Annotated in this window: 17 protein-coding genes; 10 read left to right on the forward strand and 7 right to left on the reverse strand. The window is 70.5% G+C overall.

The annotated features are described in order from the left end of the window. Nucleotides 1-408 precede the first annotated feature (408 nt). The 3 genes from gyrA to G3573_RS04015 are packed head-to-tail and all read left to right on the forward strand — an operon-like array spanning nucleotide 409 to nucleotide 5,012. Entirely contained in the window at nucleotides 409-3,156 is a 2,748-nt protein-coding gene (gene gyrA, locus G3573_RS04005) for a DNA gyrase subunit A (RefSeq protein ID WP_163259561.1), read from the forward strand. A 32-nt stretch (nucleotides 3,157-3,188) separates the two neighbouring features. After that, a complete protein-coding gene (gene coaD, locus G3573_RS04010) occupies nucleotides 3,189-3,671 on the forward strand; it encodes a pantetheine-phosphate adenylyltransferase (RefSeq protein ID WP_163259562.1) in 483 nt (160 codons plus the stop codon). A gap of 12 nt (nucleotides 3,672-3,683) precedes the next feature. Beyond that, complete coding sequence (locus G3573_RS04015) at nucleotides 3,684-5,012, forward strand: phenylacetate--CoA ligase family protein (RefSeq protein ID WP_163259563.1); 1,329 nt, start codon at nucleotides 3,684-3,686, stop codon at nucleotides 5,010-5,012. Nucleotides 5,013-5,028: 16 nt separating this feature from the next. Here G3573_RS04015 and G3573_RS04020 read toward each other — a convergent pair whose 3' ends face one another. The 6 genes from G3573_RS04020 to G3573_RS22145 all read right to left on the reverse strand — a co-directional run bounded on the left by G3573_RS04020 (nucleotide 5,029) and on the right by G3573_RS22145 (nucleotide 7,768). Then, nucleotides 5,029-5,865 (reverse strand): hypothetical protein, encoded by an 837-nt coding sequence (locus G3573_RS04020; protein WP_163259564.1) that lies wholly within the window; start codon nucleotides 5,863-5,865, stop codon nucleotides 5,029-5,031. A gap of 100 nt (nucleotides 5,866-5,965) precedes the next feature. Next, nucleotides 5,966-6,346 carry a hypothetical protein gene (locus G3573_RS04025; RefSeq protein WP_163259565.1) on the reverse strand — a complete coding sequence of 127 codons (381 nt, stop codon included), beginning with the start codon at nucleotides 6,344-6,346 and terminating at the stop codon, nucleotides 5,966-5,968. A gap of 37 nt (nucleotides 6,347-6,383) precedes the next feature. Then, complete coding sequence (locus tag G3573_RS04030) at nucleotides 6,384-6,941, reverse strand: hypothetical protein (protein WP_163259566.1); 558 nt, start codon at nucleotides 6,939-6,941, stop codon at nucleotides 6,384-6,386. A gap of 77 nt (nucleotides 6,942-7,018) precedes the next feature. After that, nucleotides 7,019-7,354, reverse strand: a complete 336-nt coding sequence (locus G3573_RS04035; protein ID WP_163259567.1) for a hypothetical protein — start codon at nucleotides 7,352-7,354, stop codon at nucleotides 7,019-7,021. Next, nucleotides 7,351-7,656 carry a hypothetical protein gene (locus G3573_RS04040; protein ID WP_163259568.1) on the reverse strand — a complete coding sequence of 102 codons (306 nt, stop codon included), beginning with the start codon at nucleotides 7,654-7,656 and terminating at the stop codon, nucleotides 7,351-7,353. The genes G3573_RS04035 and G3573_RS04040 overlap by 4 nt, the downstream gene beginning before the upstream one ends. A gap of 1 nt (nucleotide 7,657) precedes the next feature. Next, complete coding sequence (locus G3573_RS22145) at nucleotides 7,658-7,768, reverse strand: hypothetical protein (RefSeq protein ID WP_240454498.1); 111 nt, start codon at nucleotides 7,766-7,768, stop codon at nucleotides 7,658-7,660. Between the two features lie 268 nt (nucleotides 7,769-8,036). Between G3573_RS22145 and G3573_RS04045 the strand changes: the two genes are divergently transcribed. The 5 genes from G3573_RS04045 (at nucleotide 8,037) to G3573_RS04065 (ending at nucleotide 12,001) form a co-directional block, all read left to right on the forward strand. Next, nucleotides 8,037-8,858: a peptidylprolyl isomerase gene (locus G3573_RS04045; RefSeq protein WP_240454499.1), complete on the forward strand. Its 822-nt coding sequence runs from the start codon at nucleotides 8,037-8,039 to the stop codon at nucleotides 8,856-8,858. A gap of 100 nt (nucleotides 8,859-8,958) precedes the next feature. Continuing rightward, nucleotides 8,959-9,816, forward strand: a complete 858-nt coding sequence (locus G3573_RS04050) for a peptidylprolyl isomerase (protein WP_163259570.1) — start codon at nucleotides 8,959-8,961, stop codon at nucleotides 9,814-9,816. A 121-nt stretch (nucleotides 9,817-9,937) separates the two neighbouring features. After that, entirely contained in the window at nucleotides 9,938-10,783 is an 846-nt protein-coding gene (locus G3573_RS04055; protein WP_163259571.1) for a peptidylprolyl isomerase, read from the forward strand. A gap of 229 nt (nucleotides 10,784-11,012) precedes the next feature. After that, nucleotides 11,013-11,309: a hypothetical protein gene (locus G3573_RS04060; protein WP_163259572.1), complete on the forward strand. Its 297-nt coding sequence runs from the start codon at nucleotides 11,013-11,015 to the stop codon at nucleotides 11,307-11,309. After that, nucleotides 11,306-12,001 carry a peptidylprolyl isomerase gene (locus tag G3573_RS04065; protein ID WP_163259573.1) on the forward strand — a complete coding sequence of 232 codons (696 nt, stop codon included), beginning with the start codon at nucleotides 11,306-11,308 and terminating at the stop codon, nucleotides 11,999-12,001. The genes G3573_RS04060 and G3573_RS04065 overlap by 4 nt, the downstream gene beginning before the upstream one ends. A gap of 192 nt (nucleotides 12,002-12,193) precedes the next feature. Here G3573_RS04065 and G3573_RS04070 read toward each other — a convergent pair whose 3' ends face one another. Further along, nucleotides 12,194-13,273 (reverse strand): Ppx/GppA phosphatase family protein, encoded by a 1,080-nt coding sequence (locus tag G3573_RS04070; protein WP_163259574.1) that lies wholly within the window; start codon nucleotides 13,271-13,273, stop codon nucleotides 12,194-12,196. A 248-nt stretch (nucleotides 13,274-13,521) separates the two neighbouring features. Here G3573_RS04070 and hspQ point away from each other — a divergent pair, with 248 nt between their 5' ends. Together hspQ and G3573_RS04080 are read left to right on the forward strand one after the other, a co-directional pair. Further along, nucleotides 13,522-13,851: a heat shock protein HspQ gene (hspQ, locus tag G3573_RS04075; protein ID WP_163259575.1), complete on the forward strand. Its 330-nt coding sequence runs from the start codon at nucleotides 13,522-13,524 to the stop codon at nucleotides 13,849-13,851. Between the two features lie 270 nt (nucleotides 13,852-14,121). Further along, a complete protein-coding gene (locus G3573_RS04080) occupies nucleotides 14,122-14,844 on the forward strand; it encodes a carbonic anhydrase (RefSeq protein ID WP_163259576.1) in 723 nt (240 codons plus the stop codon). The last annotated feature ends 1 nt before the right edge of the window (nucleotide 14,845 follow it).

Genomic DNA, 14,845 nt, shown 5'->3' on the forward strand with positions numbered 1-14,845 from the left:
GGTGGCGCCCGAGGCGTCCTTCAGCTCGGCCGTGGCCGCCGGCTTGGGGGCGGGCTCTGCGGCGGCGGGCTTGGCGGCCGGGGCCGGGGCCGGGGCGGCGGCCAGGGCCGCCGCGATCAGGAACGCTTCGAACATCGGTCCTCCCTCTCAGGGTTTGCGCGTCCACAGAAAACTGTCGGGACGGCCAAGTCGATCATCCGAATGGAGGGGCGCCGGAAATTCCCTTGTGGTTCAGCCCCGCGGCCTATCTCGCGGGGAGAACGCCCGGTCCGCGCGGCCGCGGCTTCTCGCGTCAGGCGCGAACCGGCGCAAACGTGTGGGGACAGCTCGACCGCGCCTTTTGCGCCAACGGGGCCAGGGTGCTAATCAGAGCCGGAACGCAATCGTTTCGATTCCCAAGCTTTCCCCGTGAGCGACGACGCGACCATACCCTCCGGTTCGGAGCCGGGCCGTGGGGGCATCGCCCCCATCGCCATCGAAGACGAGCTGAAGCGCTCGTACCTCGACTACGCCATGAGCGTGATCGTTTCGCGCGCCCTGCCGGACGCGCGCGACGGCCTGAAACCCGTGCACCGGCGCATCCTGTTCTCGATGCACGAGCAGGGGAACACGCCGGACCGCCCCTATGTGAAGTCGGCGCGTATCGTCGGCGACGTGATGGGTAAGTATCACCCGCACGGCGACCAGGCGATCTACGACAGCTTGGTGCGCATGGCGCAGCCCTTCTCCATGGGGCTGGTGCTGGTCGACGGCCAGGGCAACTTCGGCTCGGTCGACGGCGATCCGGCGGCGGCCATGCGCTACACCGAATCGCGCATGGCCAAGCCCACCGTGGCGCTGCTGGCCGACATCGAGAAGGACACGGTCGACTTCCAGGCCAACTACGACGGCAAGGAACTGGAACCGGTCGTCCTGCCGTCGCGGATCCCGAACCTGCTGGTCAACGGCGCCGGCGGCATCGCCGTCGGCATGGCCACCAACATCCCGCCGCACAACCTCGGCGAGGTGGTCGACGCCTGCCTGGCGCTGCTGGACGATCCGAACATCGGCCTGGACGACCTGCTGGACATCGTGCCCGGCCCGGACTTCCCGACCGGCGGCGAGATCATCGGCCGGACCGCGCCGCGCAACGCGCTGATCTCGGGCCGCGGCTCGGTGATCACCCGCGGCAAGGCCTCGGTCGAGACGATCCGCAAGGACCGCGAGGCCGTGGTCATCACCGAGATCCCGTATCAGGTGAACAAGGCCACGATGATCGAGCGCATCGCCGAACTGGTGCGCGAGAAGAAGATCGAGGGCGTCTCCGACATCCGCGACGAGTCCGACCGCGACGGCATGCGCGTGGTGGTCGAGCTGAAGCGCGACGCCTCGGGCGACGTGGTCCTCAACCAGCTGTACCGTTACACCCAGCTGCAGACCTCGTTCGGGGTCAACATGCTGGCCCTGGACCGCGGCCGGCCCGAGCAGATGGGCCTGCGCCGCCTGCTGGACCTGTTCCTGGAGTTCCGGGAAGAGGTGGTGGTCCGCCGCACCAAGTTCGAGCTGGCCAAGGCCCGCGACCGCGGCCACGTGCTGGTCGGTCTGGCCATCGCGGTGGCCAACATCGACGAGGTCATCCACATCATCCGCTCCTCGGCCGATCCGACCGAGGCGCGCGAACGCCTGCAGGCGAAGAACTGGCCGGCCGGCGACATGATCTCGCTGGTCGAGCTGATCGCCGACCCGCGCTCCATCGTGCTGGACGGCGGGCTGATCCGCCTGACCGACGAGCAGACCCGCGCCATCCTGGCCCTGACCCTGTCGCGTCTGACCGGCCTGGGCCGCGACGAGATCTTCGACGAGGCGCGCCAGCTGGCTGGCGCCATCCAGGGCTATCTGGAAATCCTGGCCTCGCGCGAGCGGGTGCTGGGCATCGTGCGCGCCGAACTGGTCGAGGTCCGTGACGCCTACGCCGTGCCGCGCCGCACCCAGATCGTGGAAGGCGACGCCGAGCTCGAGGACGAGGACCTGATCCCCCGCGAGGAGATGGTCGTCACCATCACCCACTCGGGCTACGTCAAGCGCACGCCGCTTTCGACCTATCGGGTCCAGCATCGCGGCGGCAAAGGCCGCGGCGGCATGGCCATGAAGGACGAGGACGCGATCGTGGGCGTGTTCAGCGCCTCCACCCACGCGCCGGTGCTGTTCTTCTCGTCGGCCGGCAAGGTCTACAAGATGAAGGTGTGGCGCCTGCCGCTGGGCACGCCGACCTCCAAGGGCAAGGCCTGGGTCAACCTGCTGCCGCTCGAGACCGGCGACACCATCACCAACGTGCTGCCGCTGCCCGAGGACGAGGCGCAGTGGGACGCGCTGGACGTGATGTTCGCCACCCGCGCCGGCGACGTGCGCCGCAACAAGCTGTCCGACTTCGTCAACGTCAACCGCGCCGGCAAGATCGCCATGAAGCTGGGCGAGGACGACGCCCTGGTCGGCGTGGCGGTCGCCACGGAAGACCAGGACGTGCTGCTGACCACGGCGCTGGCCCGCTGCATCCGCTTCGCGGTGGACGACGTGCGGGTGTTCAAGGGCCGTGACTCCACCGGCGTGCGCGGCATCCGCCTCGCGTCCGGCGACGAGGTCATCTCCATGGCCGTTCTGGGCCGCGTCGACGCCACCCCGGCCGAGCGCACCGCCTATCTGAAAGAGCTGCGCCGCCAGTTGGGCGACGCCGGCGAGGAGGCCGCTCCGGCCGCCGAAGAGGCCGAGGAGGAGGGCGCCGAAGGCGTCGTCACCCTGACCGCCGAACGGTTCAACGAGCTGAAGGCGGCCGAGCAGGTGATCCTGACCGTGGCCGACACCGGCTTCGGCAAGCGCTCGTCGGCCTACGAGTACCGGCGCACCGGGCGCGGTGGTCAGGGCCTGCAGGCCCACGACCTGTCCAAGCGCGGCGGCAAGCTGGTGGCCTCCTTCCCGATCGAGGAAGGCGACGAGATCCTGCTGGTCACCGACGGCGGCCAGCTGATCCGCACCCCGGCCAAGCAGGTCCGCCGGGCTGGACGCAACACCCAGGGCGTGACCATCTTCCGCACCGCGGGCGGCGAGCGCGTCGTCTCGGTCGAGCGTCTGGCCGAGGGCGAGTCCAGCGAATCTGAAGAAGAGGCGGCGGTCGAGGCGTAAGCCTCGGCCGGCTGCAACGACGGGGGGCGCTAATGCGCGTCGGTCTCTATCCGGGCACCTTCGACCCGATCACCAACGGCCACCTGGACATCATCGGGCGGGCCGTGAAGCTGGTGGACCGGCTGGTGATCGGCGTCGCCATCAACCGCGACAAGGGCCCGCTGTTCAGCCTCGAGGAACGGGTCGAGACCGTCCGCGAGGAGTGCGCGAAGATCTCCGACGGCCAGATCGTCGTTCAGCCCTTCGACAGCCTGCTGATGCACTTCGCCGAGCAGGTCGGGGCCCAGGTCATCGTGCGCGGCCTGCGCGCGGTCGCCGACTTCGAATACGAATTCCAGATGACCGCGATGAACCAGCAGCTCAATCGCGACATTGAGACGGTCTTCCTGATGGCGGACCCGAGGCACCAGGCGGTGGCCTCGCGCCTGGTCAAGGAAATCGCCCGCCTGGGCGGCGACATCTCCGCCTTCGTGCCCGAGACGGTGGCCGAGCGGGTGAAGGCGAAGTTCGCCTAAGCGCTACGCCAGATGCATTCAGCGCAACCGAGCGTGGCCGAAGCGCGAAGGCTGCACGGCCAGCTCTACGACATGCTGACCCAGAGCCAGTACTGGTCGGCCGATCGCATGGCGGCGCACCAGCGCGGCCAGCTCGCTCACCTGCTGCGTCACGCCCGCGCGACCGTGCCGTTCTACGAGACGCGGCTGGACGCCGTTCTCGGGGCTGACGGCGAGATCGACTGGGACCGCTGGCACGAAATCCCCGTCCTGACCCGCGCGGACCTGCAGACCCGCTACGACGCCATGCAGTCGGGCGCCTCGCCCCCGGGGCATGGCGAGATCATGCAGTCGCGCAGTTCGGGCTCGACCGGCCAGCCGATCGTCACCTCGCAGAACGCGCTGGCGGCCCTGGCCGCGAGCAGCGCCACCGCCCGCGCCTACGACTGGCACGGGATCGACGTGGCGCGCACCCACGTGTGCGTCTTCGGCGACGACCCGCAGGTCGGCGCCTATCCCGACGGCCTGCTGCATGAGCCCTGGGGGCCGCCCGCGCTGCGGACCGGGGCGCCCGGCCGCCAGTACGACCTGAACCTGGCGGCGTCCCCCGACCAGGCGCTCGAATTCATCCAGCGGCGCCGGCCGAGCTATCTCAGCGGGCTGGTCACCCGCCTCTCGGTGCTGGCGCACGAGGTCCTGCGGCGCGGGCTCGACATCCGGGTCGAGGCGATCCTGCCCTTCGGCGAGGCGGTGAGCCCGGCCCGGCGCAAGCTGTTTGACGACGCCTTCGGCGCACGGACGATCCCGTTCTACGCCTCCCAGGAGACCTACCGGATCGCCCACGCCTGCCCGATGGCGGACCACTACCACGTCAACGCCGAGCTGATGCTGGTCGAGGTCGTCGGCGACGACGGCCGGCCCGCGGCGGCCGGGCAGCCGGGCCGGGTGGTGATCACGCCGTTCTACAACACGGCCCAGCCGCTCATTCGCTACCAGATCGGCGACATCGCCACGGCGAGCGGTAACGACTGCCGCTGCGGCAGGACCCTGCCGGTGCTGGGCGACATCCTCGGCCGCATCGCCCACATGTTCCGCCTGCCGGACGGACGGCCGATCCTGCCCAACATCTCGGACGACGACGTCCTCGAACTGGGCGCGGAGATCTGGCAACTCGCCCAGGTCGCGCCGGACAGGCTGGAATTCCGGTATGTGCCGGGCGAGCGCGCGGGCGACGAAGACCGCTTCGCGCAGCGCCTGAAGGCGCAGCTGCACCCGGACTTCGAGATCGCGTTCAGGAGGCTTGCGTCTTCCGATTTTCAGGAAAGACGCAAGTTCATCCCCTACCTGTGCGAGCTGGCCTGAATGCTGGCCTGTCCGATCAGGTGCAGTGTTCGGCGGTCCAGGTGAAGCCGGCCGCCTCGCAGGCGCCCTGGCTGGTGAAGTCGGAGGCCACGGCGGGCCGCTCCAGCGCCTGACGGCCGGCGGCGGCGAACAGGTCGAAGCCGCGGTCGCGCGGGTCGTCCTGGCGATGGCGCTGGATCAGCGTCTTGCGCTCGCCGCCGAAGTAGAATCGCAGGCCGGCCAGGCCGGACGCTTCGCCGTCTTCGTCGACGCGGGCGTCGAAGGTGAAGGACAGGGGCAGGCTGGCGAACTGGTATTCCGCGCCGAAGTTCACCGAGTCGGCGCCGAAGACCGAGGCCGCGCCCAGGCCAAGGCGCAGGTCGTCGGTGGGATAGTAGCCCGCGCCGACCATGGCGAAGCCGCCGTCCTTGTCCGGCGCGACCGTCTCGTCATAGTCGAGCGAGCCGTAGCCGGCCCAGCCGTCGAGCGTGAAGCGGCCCAGGTAGAGCTCGCCCTCGGCGCCGATCGCGCCCAGGGTCGCGGCGTCGGACTGCACGCCCGAGACGGTGGCCCCGAAGAGGTAGCGATCCGGATCGCGGGTGAAGAGGTGCACGGCGCCGGCGCCCGCCGTCTGGCCGTAGTCCTGGTACGAGCCGTCGGCCTGCAGCCCCCAGTCGCGTCCCAGCGGCAGGGTCACCGACCCGCCGACCCGATAGTGGGTGTCGCCGCCGCCGTCGGCCGCGCCGGCGGCCGCTTCGATCTTGCCGTTCAGGCCCGAAACCGCCGGCCCTTCGGCGTGGGCGACGCCGCTCAGCGACAACTGCATGCAGAAGGCGGCGCCGAGCACGACGCCAGTGTTTATCGAACGCACCATTTGGATTCCCCGACCATTCGCTTGCATCGACGCCGGCGTAACGGCGGTTGCGATGTGTGGATTCGCGGGGGATGGTTAAGTTGAGGTGAACGGAGTTCACTTAGGCGCGTCTGGCCTGCCGCCAGGCTCGTGCCACCAGGAAAGCCAGCGCGACGTGCAGGATCACGGCCGGCCAGAGTAGGACCCCTGCAGGTCCGGTGCTCCCCAGCCAGGCCAGGTCCGCGCCGACCAGCAGGTTGTAGATCGTCAGCGCCCGCAGCTGCGCGACGCTCGCCGTCGGGGCCGGCCAGCAGGCCAGCGCCAGGCCGATCAGCACGACGCCCCCGAGCCGCCCCAGCGCCGAGCCCGGCTCGGTCAGGTCGGCGCCCAGGATCAGCCGGGCGAACAGCGGCGGGCTGGCCAGCAGCAGCAGGCCGGTCGCGCCGGCCTCAATCGCCGCGACGCGGGCGATCCAGTCCGTTGCGGAGGGACGGTGGGCCATGCCCGACAACGGCGCGCGCCGCCGGGCGGGTCCGCCCTCACATGCTGATCTGCGGCAGGTACAGCGCGAAATAGCCGGCCAGGGTCGCGAACAGGCCCACGCCCGCGACCCACTGCGCCCAACGCGCGGGGACGAACCAGGCCAGCGCCAGCAGGCCCAGCATCACCGGGATGCTGGCGTTCACGCCGACGAACTGCTTGGTCAGGGTGGCGTTCAGGACCGCGCCGATCACCAGGTAGACGCCCATGGCGACCGCGTAGCCGCGCCGGTTGTCCAGGTGGAACTGGTAGAGGTCGCGCGGCTCGTCCGACGCGGCCGGCGTGACGAACATGGCGAACAGGTAGAGCACCACGGTCGAGGCGAACACGATGAGCAGGACCGGCAGGCTCCAGGCCTGCAGGTCGCGCAGGCCCCAGAGGCTGAGCCACATGTCGAAGGTCAGCAGCAGGCACATCGCCGCCCACAGGGCGTGCAGGCCTGAGAACTTCACCTTGCCGCCGCCCTGCACCAGGGCGCCGAAGCCGGACAACAGGTGGGTCAGGCCGAGCGACAGCACGACCGACACCAGGACCATCACGTACTCGAAGATCGACACTGTCCGTCCCCCGGCGACCCGCGTTCGCGCGCGAGCCTCCGCTGACTCGCGGGAGCGGTCGACCCGGCGAGCGGTACCTAGGCCTCGCCGCGGTCCAGGCTGCTGACGGCGACGCCGCCGGACACCACCTTCACCCCGAGGAAGCGCATCACGCCGCCTTTGAAGCTGATCTCCTCGACCTTCACGGTCGGATCGCGCTTGAGCTCGGACTCGTCGCGCAGGGTCAGGCGCAGGGTCAGGGCGTTGACGCCCAGGCCGTCGGCCTGCGCCTTGACGATGGCGTTGCGGAAGTCGGCCGAGCGGAGGGTCGGCGCGGGCTTGGTCGGGGTGGGCGCGGGAGCCTTGAGCGGCGTCATCACGATGTCTCCTGAATAGGTGGGGCGGTAGGGCTGGGCGCGGCGAAGGCTGTTCATGCAAGTCCCTTGGGCGTGGCTTCGGGCGTTCCGCGCGGGTCCTGAAGCGCGGCCTTCAGCCGGCGCAGTTCCGCGGCCAGCGTTTCGCGGCGCGCGCGCCAGGATTGGAACAGCTCGGATTCCGCGACATAGGTGTCGCCGGCCCGGCCGCCGCGCAGCGTGCGGCGCAGGGCCCGCAGCTCTCTTTCATTGTCCCGCTCGAGGCGCTTCAGCGCGTCCTCGCAAGTCTTGATCGCGCGCAGGGTCTCGGCGTAGCCGCGGCCGAGCGCGGCGGCCGTCTGGACCGGTGAAACAGCCGTCACGTCATCTCTTCTGGAACGGAGCGGTGCCGGCCGAGATCACGATCGGCGGTTTGGGCTTTTCGGCCTTCGGCTTGCGCGGCTCGCGGCCGCTGCGTTTCTGACCCTTGGCCATGACGGTGCTCCTGGTCGCACGCGACGGAGGTCCGGCGCGCGACGGAATTCCCGATCCGCGGGCGCGGTCGGGCCGAATCGAATCGGGGTCGCGAAGATCATGGGCTGCCCCTTTCCGGGGCGTCTGCCGGGGCGCGCGGCGCGCGACAGTCCGGCGAACGAACGCCTCGCTTCTAGCACGCTTCGCGCCCGCCGCCGGATTATTCGGCGTGCTCTGGACAACCGGCCGCGAACCCGCTGACCTGCGCCCAAATTCGGGGGAGCATCCGTTGAAAGCCGTTCTGTTCGCCGCCGCCCTGGCGCTCGCCGCGCCGGCCGTCGCCTCGGCCGCCGAGCCCGTTCCGACCTGGCGGACGGTCGAGCCCGACAACGCCTGGGTGATCGACACCTCCAAGGGCCGCGTGGTGGTCGAGCTGGTCCCGGAGATCGCGCCCAACGCGGTGGAGCGGATCCGCTTGCTCACCCGCGAGGGGCTCTACGACGGGCTTGAGTTCCACCGGGTGATCGACTGGTTCATGGCCCAGACCGGCGACCCCGGAAACGTCGACGGCGGCAAGTCTAGCCACCCCGACCTGAAGCCGGAGTTCACCTTCCGGCGGGGGCCGCAGACCCCGTTCGCGGCGGTGGCCCAACCCTACGGCACGGTGCTGGGCTTCGTGCAGAGCGTGCCGGTGCAGGGCAATCCGGACGCCGCCATGGCGCGCGCGTCGGACGGCAAGGCGTCGGCCTGGGGGCTCTACTGCCAGGGCGTGGTCGGCATGGGCCGCGGCGAGGCCGAGGACAGCGCCAACAGCGAATTCTTCCTGATGCGCCAGCCCTATCCGGCGCTGGACAAGCGCTACACCGTGGTCGGCCGCGTGGTGTCGGGCCTGGACGTGGTGCGCAAGCTGAAGACCGGCGAGCCGGTCAAGAACGCGGACGCCATGGTCAAGGTGCGCATGCTGTCCGACATTCCCGCCGCCGAGCGTCCGACGGTGGAGGTCATGGACGTCCGCAGCGCCGAGTTCGCCGCCAAGGTCGAGAAGGCCCGCAAGGCCAAGGGCGCCGACTTCTCGCCGTGCGACCTGGAGATCCCGGCGCGGGTGAAGTGATCCAGCGCTCCCTCTCCCGCAAGGGGAGAAGGGGAGGGGATGGACAATCCCACCCGAACCCGTTGATCTCGACCGCAAAGCTCCCGGGGAGGGGAATCCCATGAAATCCGTCGTGCTCGCGGCCGTCGCCGCCCTGGCCGTCACGGGCGCCGCCGACGCCGCGCCGAAGGGGCCGAAGAAGCCCGCCGCCGATCCGGCCCCGAGCGCGGCCGACTGGCGCGCGCTGGATCCCGACAACACCCTGGTGATCGACACCACCAAGGGCCGCATCGTCGTCGAGCTGACCCCCGCCGCCGCGCCCCAGCACGTGGAGCGGATCAAGAAGCTGGCGCGCGAGGGCTTCTACGACGGCCAGTCCTGGCACCGGGTGATCGACTACTTCATGGCCCAGACCGGCGACCCGCTGGGCACGGGCGAGGGCCAGTCGCCCTATCCGGACGTGCCGGCCGAGTTCACCTTCCGCCGCGGCCCTGAGTTGGCCATGACGCCGGTGGCCAAGCCGGCCGGCGCGGTGCTGGGCTTCGTCGGGACCCTGCCGATCGAGACCCAGCCGGACGAGCTGATGGCCAAGACCGGCGACAAGAAGGTGCACGCCTGGGGGCTGTACTGCCCGGGCGTGGCCGGCATGGCGCGCGGCGAGGAGCCCGACACCGCCAACAGCCAGTTCTTCATCATGCGCCAGCCCTATCCGGCGCTGGACAAGCGCTACACCATCTGGGGCCGGGCGGTGACCGGGCTGGACGTGGTGCGCTCGCTGAACGTCGGCGAGCCGCCCGAAAATCCGGACAAGATGATCCGGGTGCGGATGATGGGCGACATGGCCGCCGCCGACGCGCCGAAGCTGAAGGTGATGGACACCAGTTCCAAGGCCTTCGCCGCCCTGGTCGCCAAGGTGCGCCAGGAAAAGGGCGCCGACTTCTCCATCTGCGACATCGAGGTGCCGGTCCAGGGCGGGTGAGCCGTGGCATGAAGAGCTGAGGGGCGGGGGAGAAATCCCCCATTCTGAGCTTGCCGAAAATGGCGCGAAACCGCAGAGATCGACGGCTTCGCCTGAGTGGGGCCCTGAGAGGGGAAAGAGCATGAAAGCTGTCGTGATCGCCGCCCTGGCGGCCCTGGCCGGGCCCGCCGCCGTTTCGGCCGCCACGCCCGTCGCGCCGACGGTGACCGCCCAGGCCGCCGACTGGCGCGCGCTGGATGCCGAGAACACCCTGGTGATCGACACCACCAAGGGCCGCGTGGTGGTCGAGCTGTCGCCCCAGGCCGCGCCGCGCCACGTCGAGCGCCTCAAGCAGCTGGCCCGTGAAGGCTTCTACGACGGCATCATCTGGCACCGGGTGATCAACGACTTCATGGCCCAGACCGGCGACCCGCAGGGCACCGGCCAGGGCGGCTCGACCTATCCGGACCTGCAGGCGGAGTTCACCTTCCGCCGCGGCGCCGACGTGGCCTACGCCTCGATCGACAGCGCCAAGGGCCAGTCGACCGGGTTCGCCGGCCTGCTGCCGGTGCAGACCCAGGCCGACGACATGATGCTGTTCACCGCCGACCAGCGCGTGCCGGCCTACGGCCTGTTCTGCTCGGGCGTGGCCGGCATGGCCCGCACCGGCGATCCGAACACCGCCAACAGCCAGTTCTTCCTGATGCGCGGGGAGAACCACATCCTGGACAAGAACTACACCGTGTTCGGCCGGGTGGCGTCGGGCCTGGACGTGGTGCGCAAGCTGGCGACCGGCGAGCCGCCGGCCTCCCCGGACAAGATGGTCAAGGTGCGCGTGATGGCCGACATGCCGGCCGCCGAGCAGCCGAAGATCAAGGTGCTGGACGTCCGCTCCAAGGCCTTCGCCGCCCTAGTCGACAAGGTCCGCAAGGAAAAGGGCGCCGGCTTCTCGGTGTGCGACGTCGACGTCCCGACCCAGGGCGCGTGAGGTGAGGGCGGGGTCGAGGGCGATTGCGATCGGCCTTGGCGTCGCGCTCTTCGCGACTTCAAGCATCGCTGCGGAGCGGCCTGCACCCGCGCCCGGGCCCGAGATTACCTTCAGGCTGGTGGCGGAGCCGAACCACTCAGCCTCGACCTCCGACGCCACGCCGCCGGTGGTGGAAGTCCTCCCGACTTGGTCCGCTGGGACGACGCTCACGGTCGACCGGGCGCCGATCATGACCGGCGCCAGCATGTCGGAGGCTTGGGTCTCCCAGGACCGCGACGGTGAATGGGGGATCGCGATCCGGCTTGGCGGGGATGACGCGAGCCGCTTCGGCGACACCGTTCGAGCGAACCTCGGTCGGCGCATGGCGATTGTCGTGGACGGCCGGGTCTTGAGGGCGCCTGAGCTCACCGCCGCACCTGAGAACGGCGTTCTGGAGGTCAGTGGCGGTCTGACCCGCGACGAAGCATTAGAGGCTGTGCTCCTTTTGCGCGCTGGAATCATCTGGGAGCGAGGGCGAGGGCGGTGATCCGAGGCGGCCGCATTGCGGGCACGGCGTGGACGGCCCTGGCGCTGATCATCGCGGTCCCGGCCGCGGCGGCCGTGCGGACGGCGGTGGCGCCAGACAACGTGCTGGTGATCGACACCGGCAAGGGCCGCGTGCTGGTCGAACTGGTCCCCGAAGCCGCGCCCGGCCATGTGGCGCGCATGAAGCAGCTGGCCCGCGAGGGCTATTACGACGGCGCGCGGTTCTATCGGGTGGTCCCCAACTACATCGCCCAGGGCGGCGAGAAGCGGACCGACGGGGTCTATCCCTCCGGCAAGGGCGGGCTGAAGGCCGAGTTCACCTTCAAGTCGACGGGCGACGTGGTCGGGCCGCTGCCGTTGGCCAAGGGCGCCGACGGAACGGCCTGGGCGAAGTTCTGCCCGGGCGTGCTGGCCATGGCCCACTACGACGACCCCGACAGCGGCGACAGCCAGTTCTTCATCGTCACCGGCTACGCGCCGCTGGAGAAGCAGTTCACCGTCTTCGGCCGGGTGATCGCCGGTATGGACGCCGTGCGCGCGCTCGCGCCCGGCGAGCCGCCGGTCCAGCCTGACAAGATGGAGAAGGTGCGGTTGCTGGCCGACGACCCGGCGCTGAAGGGCGCGAGCGTCACGCGCGACGTGCTGGGCGCCGGCGCGAAGTGCGAGCAGGCGCTGGAGGGGCGGATTGAATAGATCCTTCTCCCCTTGAGGGAGAAGGAGGGCCCCGTCCACCGGAGCCCGAAGGGCGAAGGTCTGGACGGGAGGATGAGGGGGCTCGCGACCGCTCAGCTTCGAACCGCAGCGCGACCCCTCATCCTCCCGCGCAGGCCTTCGCTGGCGCTCCGGCGCGCGGGCTCCGTCCTTCTCCCTCAGGGGGAGAAGGAGCTAGCTGGCGTCGGCCTTCGCCGGCCCCCGCCGCCGTCTGCGCCGGCGCTTGCGGTTGCGGTCCTTCATCAGCGACAGCAGCATCCCCTCGCGCAGGCCCCGGTCGGCGACGCGGACGCGCTGGCAGGGCCACAGCTCCTGCACGGCTTCCAGGATCGCCGCGCCGGCCAGCACCAGGTCGGCGCGGTCGGGGCCGATGCAGGGTTCGGCGGCGCGGCCCTTGCGGCCCATGTCCATCAGCTTGCCGGCGGCGGCCTGGCAGTCGGCGTGGGTCAGCCACAGGCCGTCCACCCGATTGCGGTCATAGCGCTGCAGGCCCAGGTGCATGCCGGCCAGGCTGGTGATGGCGCCCGACGTGCCGACCAGGTGGGCGCGGCCGTCGGAAAACATCGGGCGCACGGCCTCGGCGCCCTGGAAGGCGGAGATCTCGGCCTTCACGGCGTCGACCATGGCCCGCCACCAGAGCTCCTGGCCTTCGTCGGGCTCGGGGAAGCGCTCCGCCAGGCTGACCACGCCCACGGCGATCGACAGCCAGGCCTTGATGTCGGTGCGCGGGCGTCCGTCGCGACCGGGCGACAGGGCGACCCAGGACAGCTCGGTCGAGCCGCCGCCGACGTCGACCACCAGGGCGGCCTCGGCCTCGCGGTCCAGCAGGTTGCGGCAGCCGGCGACGGCCAGGCGGGCCTCCTCGTCCGGTCCGATGATGGTCAGCTTCAGCCCGGTCTCTTCCTCGACCCGGCGCACGAATTCGGGACCGTTCTCGGCCGAGCGGCAGGCCTGGGTGGCCACCGCCTTCAGCCGCGCCACGCGCCGGCGACGGATCTTCTCGGCGCAGATGCGCAAGGCCGCGACCGCCCGGTCCATGGCCTCGGGCTGCAGCCGGCCGGTGTGGGTCAGGCCTTCGCCCAGCCGCACGATCCTGGAAAACGCCTCGACGACGCGGAAGCCGCCGTCCGCCGGGGTGGCGATCAGCAGGCGGCAATTGTTGGTCCCCAGATCCAAGGCGGCGAAATGCTCCGCCTCGGGCCTGGGGCTGCGACCGGCCTGGCCGCTGCGCGGCCTGGCGGGAGCCTCGGACATGGCTCGACCCCTAAGGTGAGGGCCGCCGTCGCGACCCACATGCGCCGCGCCGAAACAACCCGCTTCACGACCAAGGTAGCGAGCGCCGGGACGAGGGCAAGGTCAGCGGTGAGGGTTTGTAGGTCGGCCTACGGAGAACCCTGACCGCGCAAGGGGAGGAAAATGTGAGCCTGGCGCGCGTCTCCTGACGGAACACCCGTGTTCGCCGTTCATCATTCGGTCAGGCGTAGGGGCGCACCCTTACGGGCATGAACACGCGCATCGCCAAGTATGGGATCGGCCAGGTCGTGCGCCACCGTCTGTTCCCCTTCCGGGGGGTGGTGTTCGACGTCGATCCGGAGTTCGCCAGCAACGAAGAGTGGTGGCGGGCCATCCCCGAGAACGTGCGGCCGTCCAAGGACCAGCCGTTCTATCACCTGATCGCCGACGGCGAGGACGGCGGCTACGTCGCCTACGTCTCGGAGCAGAACCTGGAGGCGGACGACACCGGCCAGCCGGTGAAGAACCCCCAGGCCGAGCAGGTGTTTGTGGCCTTCGACCACGGGCGATACATGCCGAAGCCCAGGCAGCTGAACTAGCCGTCTTAGATCTCCCCCCTTTGGGGGGAGGAGCCGCGCAAGCGGCGATGGGGGGCTCCAGCCTGGCTCGCCGACCGACGTCGCGCCGAGGGCGTTTTCGAGGCTGATCCGGGGCGCTCCGCTGGAGCCCCCCACCGCCGCCCTGACGGGCAGCGGCTCCCCCCAGAGGGGGGAGATCCGCTGTGCGGGCATGATCTGTCAGGCTTTGTGATCACCCCGCCGCCGCGCTCGGGTCTATAGTCGCGCCGCTTTCAAGCGGAGCGGATCGCGATGGCCTGGTTGTTCGGCAAGGGGCGAAACGGCGGACGCGGCGGCAAGCCGCCCGAAGGTCCGCCGCCGCCGGAGCCGCCGTCCGGCGACGATCATCCCTTTTCCGGCGACGTGGGCGATGTCGCCGCCCTCGGCCCCGAGGGCGCGCTGGAGCTGCTGAAGGCCGGCAACCGCGCCTTTCTGAGCGGCGAGGGCGTGCTGGCCCACGTCACCGCCGGCGATCTGGCCGCCCTGCGCGAAGCCCAGCACCCGTTCGCCGCGGTGATCGCCTGCGCCGACAGCCGCACGCCGCCGACCATTCTGTTCAACCAGGGCCTGGGCCGGCTCTTCATCGTGCGGGTGGCGGGCAACACCATCGACCGGCGCGGCCTGGCCTCGATCGTCTATGCGGTGAAGCACCTGAAGTGCCCGCTGGTGCTGGTGCTGGGCCACACCGGCTGCGGCGCGGTCGCCGCCGCCGAGGCGGTGGTCGACGGGAAGATGGAGCTGGATCCCTCGCTGGAGGAGATGGTCACCCCGATCATCCCGGCCGTCCTGCACGTGCGCGCCCGAGGCGGCCACGCCGATGCGGCCGTCGCGGCGGTGGAGGAGAACGCCCGTCGCGTGGCCGAGCGGCTGCGCACCGCCGAGACCGCCCTGGCCGACGCCATGACCGCGGGAAAGCTGAAGATCGTCGCGGCCGTGAAGCACATCGACACCGGCGAGGTGAAGTTCCTCGACTGAG

It is taken from the genome of Caulobacter sp. 17J65-9, from assembly GCF_010975005.1.
GTDB lineage: Bacteria > Pseudomonadota > Alphaproteobacteria > Caulobacterales > Caulobacteraceae > 17J80-11.

Coding starts and splice junctions, on each gene's coding strand:
- G3573_RS22145 (WP_240454498.1), bottom strand. CDS start 7,768: ATGGCCAAGGGTCAGAAACGCAGCGGCCGCGAGCCGCGCAAGCCGAAG.
- G3573_RS04060 (WP_163259572.1), top strand. CDS start 11,013: ATGACCGGCGCCAGCATGTCGGAGGCTTGGGTCTCCCAGGACCGCGAC.
- coaD (WP_163259562.1), top strand. CDS start 3,189: ATGCGCGTCGGTCTCTATCCGGGCACCTTCGACCCGATCACCAACGGC.
- G3573_RS04020 (WP_163259564.1), bottom strand. CDS start 5,865: ATGGTGCGTTCGATAAACACTGGCGTCGTGCTCGGCGCCGCCTTCTGC.
- G3573_RS04080 (WP_163259576.1), top strand. CDS start 14,122: ATGGCCTGGTTGTTCGGCAAGGGGCGAAACGGCGGACGCGGCGGCAAG.
- hspQ (WP_163259575.1), top strand. CDS start 13,522: ATGAACACGCGCATCGCCAAGTATGGGATCGGCCAGGTCGTGCGCCAC.
- G3573_RS04050 (WP_163259570.1), top strand. CDS start 8,959: ATGAAATCCGTCGTGCTCGCGGCCGTCGCCGCCCTGGCCGTCACGGGC.
- G3573_RS04070 (WP_163259574.1), bottom strand. CDS start 13,273: ATGTCCGAGGCTCCCGCCAGGCCGCGCAGCGGCCAGGCCGGTCGCAGC.
- G3573_RS04025 (WP_163259565.1), bottom strand. CDS start 6,346: ATGGCCCACCGTCCCTCCGCAACGGACTGGATCGCCCGCGTCGCGGCG.
- G3573_RS04035 (WP_163259567.1), bottom strand. CDS start 7,354: ATGAACAGCCTTCGCCGCGCCCAGCCCTACCGCCCCACCTATTCAGGA.
- G3573_RS04055 (WP_163259571.1), top strand. CDS start 9,938: ATGAAAGCTGTCGTGATCGCCGCCCTGGCGGCCCTGGCCGGGCCCGCC.
- G3573_RS04015 (WP_163259563.1), top strand. CDS start 3,684: ATGCATTCAGCGCAACCGAGCGTGGCCGAAGCGCGAAGGCTGCACGGC.